The following is a 15,113-nucleotide window of genomic DNA, read 5'->3' on the forward strand; positions in this document are numbered from 1 at the left end:
TAGATTAATTAAAATTGATAAATTTCTTAGCCAAAATAATAGTAGTACGGAGCTATCTAAATAGCAATTATCAATGTATTAAATTTATAAAATATTCAAACTGTTACTATGGAGCGAACAGGAATTAAAAATTTATAATTTATAAGATAAGGCAGCTATCGCTAGAGTAAATAATTATGAGTTAAAACGTTATTTTTGGCGATAAAACCCAATTTAAATACTTTTTATACGCTGTTATTTGACCGATTTAAAGCTCCTCTTAAAGGTTATTATGATGAAAATTGACAAGCTATAAAAGTACAAAAACCACTTTTTCCTGCTTATATTTTTTAGTGAATACCCTTTTCTATAGCTAGCTAATATACATACTTTGATATATTTAACCTCGCTAAAATATGCGTTGAAATAAAAACTTACTGCCGTTGTTCGTCTTTTTATGCTTCCTTGCGGCTGCAATACATTACCACAGACATAATTAATAATCAGTAGTCAGTGGTCAGCGAGTGAAAACTACTGACTACTGACTACTAACTAATGAATTAAAAATCTAAAATCGGCCAGTCTGGTTCACGATAATAGCGTGTCATATTGTCGAACTTTCGCAATTCAACGCGATTGATCAAAAATTCTGGCAAATTTAACAGCCATTGTTCATTCAACTGAGAAAGCATCGTGCTAAAACTTGTGCGGTCTAAGTCAGATGAAACCTCCCCAAAGTAGGCTAATGTAACATGGGCTGTAAAATGATAATGCTGCTCAATACCCAAAGCAATCAACTTGGGATTTTGATAAATTGTTCGCCGAAATTTAATAATTTCCTCGTAGCAGCGTTCATCTTGAGGTACTAAACAAACGGCTATAGCTCTTGGCATCAGTATCAGTCCCAGCATTTGCCATTTAATCGGATGACTCCTATTTGTCATCAATTGTTGATATTGCTGAAACATTCCAGCTAAACAAGAGTGTAACTCCTCGTCAAATTTGGGATTTTTTTCGCAGGCATCAAGATAAGCATTATCCCAAATTAAATCTGCTAAAGTCAGATGAAAGCTCGCAGGAGTTAGAGGCACAATCAAATCACGGTTTACAGGCAACTGTAAAAGTTCCTGTTGGTAAGCCTGTAATTTGGCATAGAAAGCAGAGTTTTGTGATTCTTCTTCTGCCGGCGGGGTAATTAGCGTATAGCCAGGAAAGGACACTGCTTGTCTCAACCCAGAATGCGGCTGAAATTTAGAAGATTCCTGGATATGCTGGACTTGGGATCTGTAGGCTTCTGGCAGCGTCAGCCTTGCTAACCGATTTAAGTAAGTTTGATAGTTGTCGTCCAATCTTCATAGCCTCATGCTCTCACTTGATAGATTTTAGGGAAAATTACCTTGATTAACAGAATGATTTCAAAAGTATTTAATTTTTGGGAGTGGGGAAGAGGCAGGGGAGCAGGGAGCAGGGGGAGATGAGGGAGCAGGGGAGGCAGGGGGAGATGAGGGAGACAAGAAGAATAACTAATGCCCAATGCCCGATGTCCAATGCCCCATTTCCTAATATACGAGGTTAGTCTATGCCAATTTATGTTTACTGGGGTGAGGATGATTTTGCTATGGAAAAGGCGATCGCTATGCTGCGCGATCGCGTTCTCGATCCCGACTGGATAAGTTTTAATTACACTTCATTCACGCCAGATCAAGCTGATGCTGCTATCCAGGGGTTAAATCAGGTCATGACACCCACTTTTGGGGCTGGTGGACGCTTGGTATGGCTGATAAATACTACCTTGTGCCAGCACTGTCCAGAGAATGTTTTAGCGGAACTGGGGCGATCGCTACCAGTCATTCCCGAAAACTCATTTTTATTGCTCACCAGCCGCAATAAGCCAGATGAACGCCTCAAATCCACGAAATTGTTAAAACAATTTGCCACCGAATTCCGAGAATTTCCCCTCATTCCGCCTTGGAAAACCGAATTGCTAGTGCAATCTGTTAATCAAGCAGCTCAGACTGTGGGCGTGAAACTAACTGCCAATACTGCCCACTTATTAGCAGAATCTGTAGGAAATGATACACGTCTTCTTTATAATGAGTTAGAAAAACTGCGGCTATATGCCCAAGGTAGTAACAAACCTTTAGATCCAGATACTGTTACGAAGTTAGTAAGAAATACTACTCAAAATAGTTTACAATTAGCAGCAGCAATTAGAACAGGAGATACAGCTAAAGCTTTGACAACCTTGGCGGATCTGAACAATGCTTCCGAGCCGGGATTACGGATAGTTGCCACGCTGATTGGACAATTTCGCACCTGGCTCTGGGTGAAGATTATGATAGAAAGTGGTGAGCGCAATCAACAAGCGATCGCTATTGCTGCTGATATCGGTAATCCCAAACGGATCTACTTTTTACAGCAAGAAATCAAGCTTCTTTCTGTGCAACAGTTAATTTCTTGCTTACCCCTACTACTGGAGTTAGAAGTCAGTCTCAAGCAAGGAGCATCAGAAATGCTAACACTCCAGACTAAAGTAATTGAACTTTGCCAAGTTTGCCGAGGAAGCTGACAATCAAATATAAAAGCTTGATGAATTGAACAGTTGCTGGAACTTCCAACTCCGAAAATAATTCAAAGTCCTTATAATATCCCTGATGTAGTTCTCTGTCACACACTATATGAAAAAAAATTCTGATTTGTTTCCCCGATATAGCCGAAAACGAATCCTTTCCCAATCATTCTTTTTCGGCGCGATCGCGACTGTGAGTGTAATTTCTAACGCGTTTTCATTGAGTTCAAAAGCTTATGGTCAAACTCCACCACCAATAGTTAACAATACTGAAATCGACAGCTATGCTCAAGCCGTGCTAGCAATGGAGCCAGCTCGCCAAAACGCCTTTGAAGAAATTAAAAAACTTATTGGCAATGGAGAAATTCCCCAGATTGTTTGTAACGATCCTAACAGCATAAGTGGTCTTCCAAAGAAGGCTCAAGATATCGCAGTTAATTACTGTAAGCACGCTCAAGAAATTGTCCAAGTTAATGGGTTGAAATTTGAGCAGTTCAACAAAATTACTATAGAATTACAAAATAACGATATCTTAAAACGGCAGGTTTACAATACCTTATTACGTCTACAAAAAAGTCCTGAATCTCCGTAGTAAAAATGGCCTAAAACCACTTGCATTAAAAGAAGAGATAGTAGGTGTAGTATTGCTTTTTTACCAAACGTTGTGAGTATTGATTCATAAAATACTTGTTTTTGAATATTAGGTTAATGACTAATAATTTATTGCATTTTACAAATGAATTTTATCAAGGAAGAATAAAACGATGAATTTTGAACAAGAAAACGTCTGAACCAGGGCTTTAAAACCACCACTAAAGATGCATATTTAGTGGTATTCAATGAGTGAGTAGCTCTTTTGAATTTCTCACTCATTGATTCTGAATTTTTCGATACCATACTACCATTCAATCATAAGACATATTTGCTTGGCGCTTGGTGTGAATATTTTTCATGTGCTTTTTTACAGTGTTTATGGTGATGTAAAGCTTAGTGGCAATTTCTTTGTAGCTGTAGTTGCTTCTATAGAGAAACCAAATTTCAGCTTCTCGCGGTGTCAGATCAAATTTTTTAACTTCAGTGAGTGCTACATTTTGCACAGATTCATATTGATTTTCTATAGTCACCAATAAACAAGGTACTTCAAACCCATCTAAATCTAGCAGTCTCACCCTAATCCGGAAAATATTTGACTTATCAAGCACAATCTCATCCGACAAAATTAGTAATTTGTCAGAGAACAAATCTCGGTTATTGAACAATGATTCACAAAGCTTCCAGATGGCTGGTGGTACAAAATTTTGGTTGAAGTTGCCTTGATTAAATTTACAACAAAGGCGACGAGCAGATGCATTAGCATGAACTACTTCACCAGTGTGGTTTAAAATTAATATACCGTCTTCTAAACCTTCAATTACTTCTTGTAAAAAATCAGCTCGCTTCGATTCATATAAGTCAATACTTTCTAGCTTTTGTGGTTCAGCTAATGTTTTTAATAATGTCTTGTTTATAGCGATCATAATAAAAACTGTAATGTATAAAATACTGTTTATTAGTTAGCTTTATGGCGTTTGAAAAATGCACTATCTATTTTTTGCATGATTATCTAAATAAATTGGCTGAATATTAAAGATAAATCATGCTAATGGCAGCAACTACAACTGTTGTTAAGACTTTTTCTTTGAAATACTCAATTTGCCATTTATGTAGTTTATTTGGATTAAATTAAATTACATAATTTAAATACAACTCTACAATTGCCTATTTCGGAATTTACTTCCAATCAGCTTTAAATAAGTTATCCCCTCTAGTACCGCAAGGCGAAAGTCAAAATTCAAAATTCAAAAGTATTATGGAATAAGCTATTTATGGATTTTCGATGGTCTGCTTATTTCCGCCTGTACTCTTGATACCGTTAACATGGATTAAAGGAGGAAAAGAGCGGGCTTTTTTAAGGTGAAGCCATTATCTTGCTTATTGAAGCCACTTCTACTAAATAGCGATCGCTCCAAAAGACAACAATTATTCATGCTGAAATAAAAATATACACCTAAGTATTTTGACAATGCAGGTATCCACCAACTACGCTAAATTACAAAGAAAAACTGCTTTTTAGTAATTAGGAAACAATGGGAATTTTGTATAAATTTTGATATTAGGAAAAAGGACAATGCCCCATGCCCCATTTTCTCTAAGTCCGTCCAGCAAGTCTGGCAACTACTGTAGTTAACTCAGCTGCCTCAATAGGTTTAGGTAAATGTAGCTGATAACCTTCTTGTATAGCTCGCATCCGATCCTCTGCCCTAGCATAGGCTGTTAACGCTGCGGCTGGAATATTTCCTCCTAGTTCTGGTGGTTGCGATCGCACTTTGCGGATTAAAGAATAACCATCCTCATCGGGCATAGCGATGTCACTGACTAGAACATCTGGTTTCCACTGTGTAATTACCTGCAATGCCTCTTGAACTGATGCTACAGCCTGAACTTCGGCTTGGCACTGTTCGAGGACTGTAGTGATGAAGTCACGGGTATCGGTTTGGTCATCTACAACCAGTACGCGCACGCCAAGGAGGGATAGGGAGGGAAGAGGAGAGGGCAGGGGGAGAGGCTGCAAGGCTGGGAGGGGAGGACTTTTCAAAAGTGGTAGCTTGACTGTAAACGTTGCTCCTTGCTCTTTACCTGGACTATTTGCGTGGATAGTACCGCCATGTAATTCTACTAAATTACGCACGATCGCTAATCCTAGTCCTAATCCACCATAGGTTCTAGTGCTAGAACTATCAGCTTGACGAAAGCGATCAAAGACATAAGGAAGGAAATCAGGGCTGATACCAATGCCTGTGTCAATTACCTGAATTTGAGCATATTTATCGGTTGTCTGTTGTTTTTCTTGGTCAGTCACTACAGACAATTGCACCTCTACCCGTCCTCCTCTGGGTGTGAATTTGATGGCATTGGATAGCAGATTCCAGATTATTTGTTGCAAGCGCTCGAAATCCCCGGAAACTAAGAATTGAGAATTTCCACCAAGCAAATTGTCCTCTGAGTGCTGACTAGTTTGGGATTTTACTTCTGGAGATTCTATCTTTTCGTGATTGATTTCTAATCCCAAATCTGAATTTTGCGCGAAAGTGACCACGGGGAGTATCCCCGGTGGCGCATTTCGCGTTTCTTTGGAAGGAATCAGGGAAAATCTTAAATCGATTTCTTTAGATTGGGCGGCGAGGCTAACAGTTTCAATAGCTGACTCAATCATCGGAACCAAATGACAAGTACGGACATTAAGGTGTAACTTGCCTCTCATCATCCGCGATATATCCAGTAGGTCTTCAATTAGCTGGGTTTGCAGCTTAACATTGCGCTCAATTGTCTCCGTAGCCCTAGCCATTTGGGTTTCACTAAGCTTGCTTCGTTTCATTAACTGCGCCCAGCCAAGGATGGCATTGAGGGGCGATCGCAATTCGTGAGACAATATTCCCAGAAACTCATCTTTCATGCGGTTAGCTTCTTGCAACTGCTCGGTTTGTTGTTGCAAAGAAGCAATTAAACTAGCTCGTTCCATTGCGATCGCTATTTGGTCGCATACTGCTTGCATCATCCCCTTTTGATTCTCGGTGAAGCTTAACCGAGTGCGACTGCCAAAAGAAAGAGTACCTAGCAAGCGCCCTTGGGCGATCAATGGGTAGGCATAATAAGCAGTAATGCCTAAAGAGCGAATGAATTCTGTGTGTGAGTCAGTGGATTGTTGCACATTCTCTAGAGCTATGGAATGGCGTGAGAGCGCTACATTACCAGAAACCCCTTGACCAAATGCCAACGACTCAATTTCCTTTGCCACCTCTGGAGAAATACCACTGGAAGACCCCAACCGCATTACTTGAGAGTTATGCTCAACCAGATAGTTCAAATAAACTTCTATTCCTATTTGCTCTCTTAGTTTTCGGTAGACGCTATCGATTAGCAGTACTGGTTCCTGGCTTGATAGTAAATCGTTGGCTGTGTCAAATAGTAGCTTTAGCCTTTTGTAACCTAACGAGAGGGCTTTTTCTGCCTGTTTGAGGTTGCTAATCTCTTGGAACACCAAGATACAGGTAGCCGGATGACCGTGTATTGCTGGTAAGGTATCAGCAAATATGAGTAGAGAGCGCACACCAGATGGAGTGTGCCAGTCTACCTCCAATCCATTCAGGCGTTCGCCAAGGGCAACCCGCACTCCTGGCATTTGTTCATTGGGGATGCGATCGCCAGCCGCATCTGTATAATGATAAACTGTGTGATACTCCTCGGCTGGCACACCTTTGGGAAATTCGCCCCCAGCTAATTCGTTAGCAGAGCGATTGGCAAAAGTTACCCGCGCCGTTCCTGGTTCGATAAACAGCAATGGTCTTGGCATCAGATTTAACACATCCTCCAGCCATTTTTGCTGATTCAAGAGTGCTTCCTCTGTTTGTTTGCGCTCCGTAATATCTAAAAATGCACCAACGCTTCCTCTAGTTTTACCCTCTTCATCAAACAAGGGTGCAACATACTCCAACAGATTGACAATTTTTCCATTTTCATGGATAACCTCCAGTTCACAATCTAGAACTTCGGCACCATGAGCAGCAGAATATTGCATTGGGAGTTCTTCTGCTGACAGTTCTCTTCCGTGGCGGTAGACTTTAAAGCTTGTCGGTTTTTCGTCCAAGGGAGCACTGAGGGAGGCATTTGTATCTGGTAATATCCCTAACTGCTTGGCAAAAGCAGGGTTAACCTTGATATTTTGGCATTCTGGATCTTCGGCAATGCCTATTCCAATGGGAATTACCTCCAACAATGTTTGTAACTCAGTAATGCGGCGCTGTAGATCCTTGTTTAGTTGTAAGATTTTTTCCTTAGCCAGTTTTTGTTCGCTGATGTTGCGAGTTACAGTTGCTAAGGCAATTGGCTGACCTGTGTTGTTGTCGGTAACAGTGAAGATATTGTAATCAACTGGTATTGGTTGACCTGTTTGAAGATGCCGAAAGCAGAATTCTCCCTGCCAGCGCCCTTGTAATAGCACAGTCGGCAGTATATATTCTTGAAAATAGGGTTTGTCTTTGGGCATGGCGTAATCTAGTACTGCTTTTTGCCTCACTTCATCAAGGCTTGCAAAGCCTACCAGCTTTTGACCTGCATCATTTATGTAGAGTAATTGACCCTCAAGGGTAGCGATGCCGATAAAATCAGAGCTATTTTCTACCAGCGATACTAATTTTTGCTGTTCTGCTTCGTTAGAATCTACAAAACTTCCCAGTTTAGCTTCCTGAGTTCTAAGTGCTTCCTGGGCAAGATCGCGCTGTTCGCTGAGGCGTTCAATAACCCTGGCACTTTGCCAAATCAAAATCGTAAAAATCACAATCACGATGATCGCAAACAGCGACACTGCAAACGCCGGGCTGTATTTTTCTGCTCGTTGACCTTCAACGATTATCCACCCCAATACAAAAGGTACTGCGATCGCGGCAATTAATAAACGACGAGCAAGTAACCCGCCGTAGGTATCACTTGTAATTACCCTCATTAACCCTTGTTCTGCCCGCGCCCACAGAATTCCTATATTTAGTAAGCTGAACAACATAGCTGTATGTAAAGCCATTGATGTTGTATACGGGGCAAGCCCGTAGAGAGCTTTCACTTTGTAGGCATAGCCCATGAGCGCTTGAAAGGAAATTAAAGTAGCGATCAGTACGATAATCTGAGCATACCAATAACTGCGGTGGTTTTTTGGATGAACCAGAAGTTGTAAGGCGACGCTAACCAGCACAAAGTTCAGTGCTGTGTTCACCCCCATTCGCCCCGGATGCGCTGTCGCCATACTAGTTGGCGAATCACGAAAAATTAGCTCGTCAATACCCAGATTCCAGCCAAACAGATATTGACAGAGTGTGAGCGCAGCAATTGTAGTGACAGCTATTGCACAGACCCTAGAGATTAAAAGAGTGGGAAAGTCGGGGAATAATTTTGTTAGCGCGGCGTAAGCCTTCTCTAAGAGAGTCTTTGCCAATGACATGGCTTGTCTACGAGAGGCTGCGCCAACGCTTAAAGCGAGTTCGGGAACGTCATTTTGAATTGTTGAAAACAGCCACAGCGATATACCACACAGCACAAAACACAGCGCTGTGTTGACTTTCATTGTGGCAAGGCTATCAGGGAAGCCGCGCTTAAGAACTTCAATGCCAAAACACCAACCAACTAGTACCAAGCTGCCAACAAAAACAGCGATCACACCTGCGACTTTTGCCACAAGTGAATTTGTAGGGATTTTAAATATATCTTGCAGCCGCAAGCGGTTAATATTTAACATTAAGCGTTCTCTAACCGCATCTATCTAGCGTATTCAACTACGGTTTTTTTACGATTTAATCATCTCTATCTTTCGTATTGTATGTTTCGCATTGACTTACTTCTCATCTATCTTTATGCATATTTTGTGTTGCAGAATTGAGAATTAGAAATCATGTTGGTTAAAAAACCATCTTTGTGAATATTTCAGAATTGCAGGCTACGTTGCTTACCATCATCTTGGAAACGTTGCTCTCCAACACCAACAAGTTCTACAATCACTTCACGTGGTGAAGGTGTCCATTCCCCAACTCTCGCTCCAATTTCCACTATTGTTTGGTTTGCCTCTGTAAATACGCTTATATTTGTTAGCGAGAAATGTTTATCTTGATCGTTTGTGTGCCCATCATCTTCAAATAGCTGATATTCCTTATTACCAGGCCAAATCCGTAATTTCATCTCGTCGAGTGGGGCTTGATCAACATATTGCCTGACAGGTTGCATGGGAACGATCGCACCGCTACGGACATACAATGGCATTCTTTCCAGTGGTGCATGAGCAAGAATGTGAATCGGGCCTTCATAACTCTCACCACTCCACCAATCATACCAAGTGCCAGCAGGTAAGTAGACAGCTCGATGCTCAACTCCAGGGCGATAAATTGGCGCAGCCATCAGCGACGCACCTAGTAATACTTGATCGTAGAGGCTATAAGTTTTCGGATCATTAGGGAAATGGTACAATAATGGTCTTAAAATTGGTGCGCCTGTTGTTACCGCTTCCCAAAAAAGATTATAGATGTAGGGAAGTAATTGGTAGCGTAAATTAATATATTCTCTACAGATATTTTCAACGCGATCGCCAAATACCCAAGGTTCATGACGAGCAGTAGACATGGCCGAGTGACCGCGCATTAATGGGTAGAGCATTCCTACCTGCATCCACCGAGCGAATAATTCACCTGTAGCGTTACCAGCAAACCCGCCAATATCGCAACCTACAAACGCCACGCCCGAAAGTCCCATGTTACAAAGCATCGGCAGAGACATTTCTAAATGCTCCCACAACGATTGGTTATCTCCCATCCATACCGAAGACCAGCGTTGCACACCAGCATAACCCGATCGCGTTAACACAAATGATCGCTCTGAACCTCGATGCCGTTCCAACCCCTCATAACAAGCTTTAGCCATCATCAACCCATACAAATTATGCACTTCCGTATGAGTAGAAGAGGACACAGGAACATTCCCCTCTGCTCCCTGCTCCCTGCTCCCTGCCTCCCCTCCCCCCTGCGGTGCATCAAGCGGAAACCAAATCTTTTCACCTTCATCGCCGAAAGGGCGATCGTTTATGGCAGGTTCATTCATATCATTCCAAATGCCTGCCACCCCAATATCAGTTAGGCTCTTGTGTAAATCAGCCCACCAGTTACACACATCAGGACGTAAAAAGTCAGGAAAAACGGCTTTCTCAGGCCAAACGTAGCCGTGGAACAACGTACCATCAGCTTTCCGCACAAAATAGTCGTTTTCTATTCCTTGGTCAAAAACATCATAATTGCCTTCTGGTTCATACTTCACGCCAGGATCAATGATTGTAACTGTTTTGAAACCATCCTTTGCTAAATCACTAATAAGTTTTGCCGAATTGGAGAAGCGCTGTTTACTCCAAGTAAACACTCGATAACCCTGCATATAGTCAATATCCAAGTGAATAACATCACAAGGAATGCGACGCTGACGAAATTGTTGTGCCAGTTCCCGCACAACGGTTTCTGATTGATAACTCCAGCGACATTGATGATAACCTAGCGCCCATTTCGGCGGTAATGGCATTCTCCCAGTTAGCTGGGTGTAAGTCTCCAAAATTTGGGCAGGTTCGGGGCCATAGATAATGTAATAATCCAATTCACCGCCACGAGTCTCCATCTTCCAAATACCTGGTTGTTCAGCACCAATATCGAACTGACTCCAAAAAGTAGTGTTGAAAAAGATGCCATAGCCTAACTCTGGGCGCAAAGCCATAAAGAATGGAATTGCTTGGTACATTTCATCAGTAAGTGCATCATAATCTAAGGCATCCGTTGTCCAGTTGGTTTTTACCTCGCTGAGTTTATCCAGAAAACCTGTACGTTCACCAAAGCCATAGAAATGTTCGTCGGCGACAATTTCTTTCCACCCTGCAGTTGCGCCCATCCGCCAACCTATACCCATCTCTGCATCTTGGGCGAACGGACGATTATTTTTGTCAAAACAAGCAATGCGACACTTTTCTCGCTGGACGCACACCCGAATCTGTGCTGTTTCAATTTCTACCGTTGCTTCAGTTTCCTGTACTGTAAAAGGTGTTGTTACCCATTCTGCATCATCTAGCGTCACTGCCCAAGAACGGCGGGGCATAAATTGCCCAGTTAGTGCAAAACGCACCCGGATTAAATTGGGAGCAAGTACGCTGATAGTAAGGCGTGAGTTGTCACAGTCGAAATTAATAATATTATTGTCCCACGTTACAGATTTTACGTTGCCGATGGTTGTCCAAGGTTGGTTAGTAGTGGGTAGTTTTCCGAAATATTGCGGCATATCAGTTATTAAGTGGCTCAAAAATTGTCCGCATTCATGATTACAGAGATATTCAGCCTTAAACTCTTTCTTTCGCTAGATGTTGGGTAAAAAATTAGTAGATATTTATTACCAAAAGTGGTTTTTGTAATGCACAAGTTGTTGCTATATAACAGTTCTAAATCATTTGTTCCAGCAGCTAAATTTGGCTTGAGACTCTAAAAAAATATGCAAAACGACTCTGGTAAAACAATTTCTATTTGGATGACAACGGCAGAAGTCCCAGATAAACTCGTGCTTACCGAAAATACTTATGCAGATGTCTGCGTTATTGGTGCTGGGATAGCAGGGATGTCAACTGCCTATATGTTAACCCGTGCAGGTAAATCAGTGATCGTACTGGATGATGGTCTCATTGGTGGTGGTCAAACAGCCAGAACAACAGCACACGTATCGAATGTGCTAAGTTATCGTTACCACGAACTGGAGCAAATGCACGGTAAAGAAGGTGCAAAACATATTGCTCAAAGTCATACAACAGCAATTAACACTATAGAGGCGATCGCTACCCAAGAAAACATTAACTGCGACTTTGAGTGACTTGACGACTATCTTTTTTCCCCTGCCCCCGCCCCCTTACCTCTTTTGATCTGCCGCCTTCAAGTTATTGACTTATTACATTAAATATGATATGTTTTGTTGCTATCAGATAAAAATCAATATATAAACGTGAATATCTCTCCATCTATCAAAAAACCGCGTGTCTCATGGCAGGCGGTTTTCTCACTGCTCATGTTTGTGTTCATGTACCTGCCCATACTAGTACTTAGCTTTTATAGCTTTAATCAATCACCTTACAGTGCAACTTGGCAAGGCTTTACTCTCGATTGGTATCGCAAGTTATTCAGTGACGATCGCATTTTATCAGCTTTGCAAAACAGTATGATAGTTGCTGGTTGTGCAGTCGGGATTTCAGCAGTGCTGGGAACTTTGATGGCGGTTGGGTTGGCGCGTTACCAATTTCCTGGTAAGAAATTGTATCGGGGTGTTGCTTACCTACCATTGATTATTCCCGATATTGCGATCGCAGTCGCTACCCTAGTATGTCTAGCAGCCTTTGCCATCCCTTTGAGTTTATGGACGATAGTTGCAGCCCATATCGTATTTTGTCTTGCTTATGTTGGACTTGTAGTTAGTTCACGGCTTACCAATTTAGATCCTCACTTAGAAGAAGCAGCACTAGATTTAGGTGCTACACCAATGCAAGCTTTCATTGAAGTATTATTACCTCAATTGATGCCTGGGATTGTAGCTGGTTGTCTTTTAGCCTTTGTTCTCAGCTTAGATGACTTTCTCATTGCCAGTTTTACTGCTGGTAGCGGTTCTAACACCTTGCCAATGGAGATTTTTAGCCGCATTAGAACAGGAGTCAAGCCGGATATTAACGCATTAAGTGTAATGTTGATTACAGTATCTGCGATCGCGGCTCTTGTAGCTGAATTAATTCGCCTTTCTGGAGAGAATAAAAGCTGAAAATAAAAATCGCAATTAGTAATAAACATTATGAACCAGTTGGTTCTCCATGAACTTTTTAGGTGAGAAACAAAAGCTATATTAAAAGAGACGTTGCGATGTAACGCCTCTACATCTGTTGTACTGATGTATTCATATTTACTAATATTTTAAAACGCCACAATATTAGGATTTATTTATATTTCTACCTTCCTATGGAAGGAAATTTAAGCACATAAATAAACTTCCGTGTTCGCTTCTCTACATAACTGTTTTCAATTAGATAATATTGGGGCTAACTTTGGAGAAGATGCTATTTTCACCTCATTATGCAAATCTGCCAAAATCCCAATTGCTCAAATCCATTCAACTCTGATAGCAATAGATTTTGCGTGAGTTGCGGACAAAGCAACTTTGGCAAACTTCTAAGAAACCGTTACCGTGTATTGAGACTTCTAGGTGAAGGTGGATTTAGTAGAACCTATGCTACAGAAGATGTAGACAGACTAAACGCGCCTTGCGTCATCAAGCAATTTTTCCCGCAGTTTCAGGGAACAGGACAACGTACCAAAGCAGCGGAGTTTTTCAAAGAAGAGGCTTTTCGGTTGTATGAACTGGGAGAAAATCATACCCAAATTCCCAGATTACTAGCTTATTTTGAACAAGGTGCTAGTTTATATCTCGTACAAGAATTTATTCAAGGAAAAACTCTCTTACAGGAAGTTCAACAACAAATATATAGTGAAAAACAAATTTGGAAACTTTTAACTGATTTATTACCAGTACTGCAATTCATTCATACTCATAATGTCATTCATCGGGATATTAAACCAGAAAATATTATCCGCCGTGCAAGTGATGAAAAACCCGTATTAATTGACTTTGGCGGTGCTAAACAGGTAACACAAACTAGTTTAGGAAGACAAGCGACAGTAATTTATACCCTTGGTTATGCTCCAACAGAACAAATGGCTGGATTTGCTTGTCACGGCAGTGATTTGTATGCTTTAGGTGTAACTTGTGTGCGTCTTTTAACTCGATGTTTGCCATTGCAGGATGCTTCTGGACAGATTACTGATCCTATTTATGATGCCATGAATGCTAAGTGGTTGTGGCGTGAACGTTTACAAGAAAAAGGTATTACTATCAGCGACGACTTAGGAAAAATTTTAGATAAATTATTAAAACATCTAGCGAGTGAAAGATATCAAACAGCAGTAGAAGTTATTAATGATTTGAAGTTTGCAACATTGAACATTGAACCTGTTGCCCTTAAAATTGTTTCGATGTCTCAACCCATATTACCGCCGCTACCACAAAAAGTAATAGTACCATTACCGCCGTTAGAAACCTTTGAATTTGACGTAGTAACAGTAGACACAAGTGGTAGAGAAGTAAACCGCATGAGTTGTAATGCAAACTTCTTTGCCGAAGAATTGGGTAAATCTGTCACATTAGAAATGGTATCGATTCCTGGTGGTACTTACATGATGGGTTCACCAGAGTTTGAAGGAGATGCTGACGAACGCCCTCGACACAAAGTTACCGTCGAACCATTTTTTATGGGCAAGTTTCCCGTAACTCAAGCACAGTGGAGAATAGTAGCCGCTTTACCCAAAGTCAAACAAGCTTTAAATCCCAATCCATCAAAATTCAAAGGTTTAGATAGACCAGTAGAAAATGTATCCTGGCATGAAGCTGTAGAATTCTGTCTTAGAATATCAGAAAAAACTGGGCGCGAATATCGTTTACCGAGTGAAGCTGAATGGGAATATGCTTGTCGGGCTGGAACAACAACATCTTTCCACTTTGGTGAAGCCATTACCTCTGAGTTAGTCAGTTGCACTATCGAACCAAAAAGCAAATTTCGTAAAGAAACAACAAACGTCGGTAGTTTTGAAGTTGCCAACGCCTTTGGATTGTATGATATGCACGGGCTAGTTTGGGAATGGTGCGCTGATTCGTGGCACAACAATTACAGCGACGCACCCTCAGATGGAACAGCCTGGGAAGTTGGCGGTGATATTAATCGCCGAGTGTTACGCGGTGGTTCTTGGAGTTTCAATGCAGAACTGTGTCGCAGCGCTAGCCGTAGCTGGAATGAGTCAGACGGTGGACTGAGGGTTTGTGGCTTTAGAGTAGTATTTTCTGTAGAGGAGATTATTTAGCAATTTAATTCAGCGCTGTATAA

9 protein-coding genes are annotated in these 15,113 nt (G+C 41.3%); 5 read left to right on the forward strand and 4 right to left on the reverse strand.

The window, feature by feature from the left end; translation table 11 throughout:
* Positions 1 to 539 precede the first annotated feature (539 nt).
* The gene (locus H6G26_RS21725; protein ID WP_190731229.1) at positions 540 to 1,328 is read right to left on the reverse strand and encodes a DUF1868 domain-containing protein; all 789 of its coding nucleotides are present in this window, start codon (positions 1,326 to 1,328) and stop codon (positions 540 to 542) included.
* A gap of 230 nt (positions 1,329 to 1,558) precedes the next feature.
* Here H6G26_RS21725 and holA point away from each other — a divergent pair, with 230 nt between their 5' ends.
* Together holA and H6G26_RS21735 are read left to right on the forward strand one after the other, a co-directional pair.
* Entirely contained in the window at positions 1,559 to 2,548 is a 990-nt protein-coding gene (holA, locus tag H6G26_RS21730) for a DNA polymerase III subunit delta (protein WP_190731230.1), read from the forward strand.
* A 109-nt stretch (positions 2,549 to 2,657) separates the two neighbouring features.
* Positions 2,658 to 3,140, forward strand: coding sequence for a DUF4168 domain-containing protein (locus H6G26_RS21735; protein ID WP_190731231.1), 483 nt, complete (start codon positions 2,658 to 2,660; stop codon positions 3,138 to 3,140).
* Positions 3,141 to 3,453: 313 nt separating this feature from the next.
* Here the strand turns inward: H6G26_RS21735 and H6G26_RS21740 are convergent, their stop codons facing one another.
* From H6G26_RS21740 to H6G26_RS21750, 3 genes are all read right to left on the reverse strand, one after another.
* Entirely contained in the window at positions 3,454 to 4,065 is a 612-nt protein-coding gene (locus tag H6G26_RS21740) for a LuxR C-terminal-related transcriptional regulator (RefSeq protein WP_190731232.1), read from the reverse strand.
* A 671-nt stretch (positions 4,066 to 4,736) separates the two neighbouring features.
* Positions 4,737 to 8,870, reverse strand: a complete 4,134-nt coding sequence (locus H6G26_RS21745; protein ID WP_190731233.1) for an ATP-binding protein — start codon at positions 8,868 to 8,870, stop codon at positions 4,737 to 4,739.
* A gap of 185 nt (positions 8,871 to 9,055) precedes the next feature.
* Positions 9,056 to 11,431 (reverse strand): glycoside hydrolase family 31 protein, encoded by a 2,376-nt coding sequence (locus H6G26_RS21750; protein ID WP_190731250.1) that lies wholly within the window; start codon positions 11,429 to 11,431, stop codon positions 9,056 to 9,058.
* Positions 11,432 to 11,638: 207 nt separating this feature from the next.
* On the opposite strand from H6G26_RS21750, the gene H6G26_RS21755 reads away from it, so the two are divergent.
* The 3 genes from H6G26_RS21755 to H6G26_RS21765 all read left to right on the forward strand — a co-directional run bounded on the left by H6G26_RS21755 (position 11,639) and on the right by H6G26_RS21765 (position 15,090).
* Complete coding sequence (locus H6G26_RS21755) at positions 11,639 to 12,010, forward strand: FAD-binding oxidoreductase (RefSeq protein ID WP_190731234.1); 372 nt, start codon at positions 11,639 to 11,641, stop codon at positions 12,008 to 12,010.
* A 129-nt stretch (positions 12,011 to 12,139) separates the two neighbouring features.
* Positions 12,140 to 12,943, forward strand: a complete 804-nt coding sequence (locus H6G26_RS21760; protein WP_190731235.1) for an ABC transporter permease subunit — start codon at positions 12,140 to 12,142, stop codon at positions 12,941 to 12,943.
* Between the two features lie 308 nt (positions 12,944 to 13,251).
* Positions 13,252 to 15,090: a bifunctional serine/threonine-protein kinase/formylglycine-generating enzyme family protein gene (locus H6G26_RS21765; RefSeq protein ID WP_190731236.1), complete on the forward strand. Its 1,839-nt coding sequence runs from the start codon at positions 13,252 to 13,254 to the stop codon at positions 15,088 to 15,090.
* Positions 15,091 to 15,113: the final 23 nt, after the last annotated feature.

Origin of the sequence: Nostoc sp. FACHB-888, from assembly GCF_014696655.1 — a bacterium.
Taxonomy (GTDB): Bacteria; Cyanobacteriota; Cyanobacteriia; order Cyanobacteriales; family Nostocaceae; genus Nostoc.

What these genes read in the sequence shown, in the direction of transcription:
- H6G26_RS21745 (WP_190731233.1), bottom strand. Translation starts at nt 8,870, where the DNA reads ATGTTAAATATTAACCGCTTGCGGCTGCAAGATATATTTAAAATCCCT.
- H6G26_RS21740 (WP_190731232.1), bottom strand. Translation starts at nt 4,065, where the DNA reads ATGATCGCTATAAACAAGACATTATTAAAAACATTAGCTGAACCACAA.
- H6G26_RS21735 (WP_190731231.1), top strand. Translation starts at nt 2,658, where the DNA reads ATGAAAAAAAATTCTGATTTGTTTCCCCGATATAGCCGAAAACGAATC.
- holA (WP_190731230.1), top strand. Translation starts at nt 1,559, where the DNA reads ATGCCAATTTATGTTTACTGGGGTGAGGATGATTTTGCTATGGAAAAG.
- H6G26_RS21755 (WP_190731234.1), top strand. Translation starts at nt 11,639, where the DNA reads ATGCAAAACGACTCTGGTAAAACAATTTCTATTTGGATGACAACGGCA.
- H6G26_RS21765 (WP_190731236.1), top strand. Translation starts at nt 13,252, where the DNA reads ATGCAAATCTGCCAAAATCCCAATTGCTCAAATCCATTCAACTCTGAT.
- H6G26_RS21750 (WP_190731250.1), bottom strand. Translation starts at nt 11,431, where the DNA reads ATGCCGCAATATTTCGGAAAACTACCCACTACTAACCAACCTTGGACA.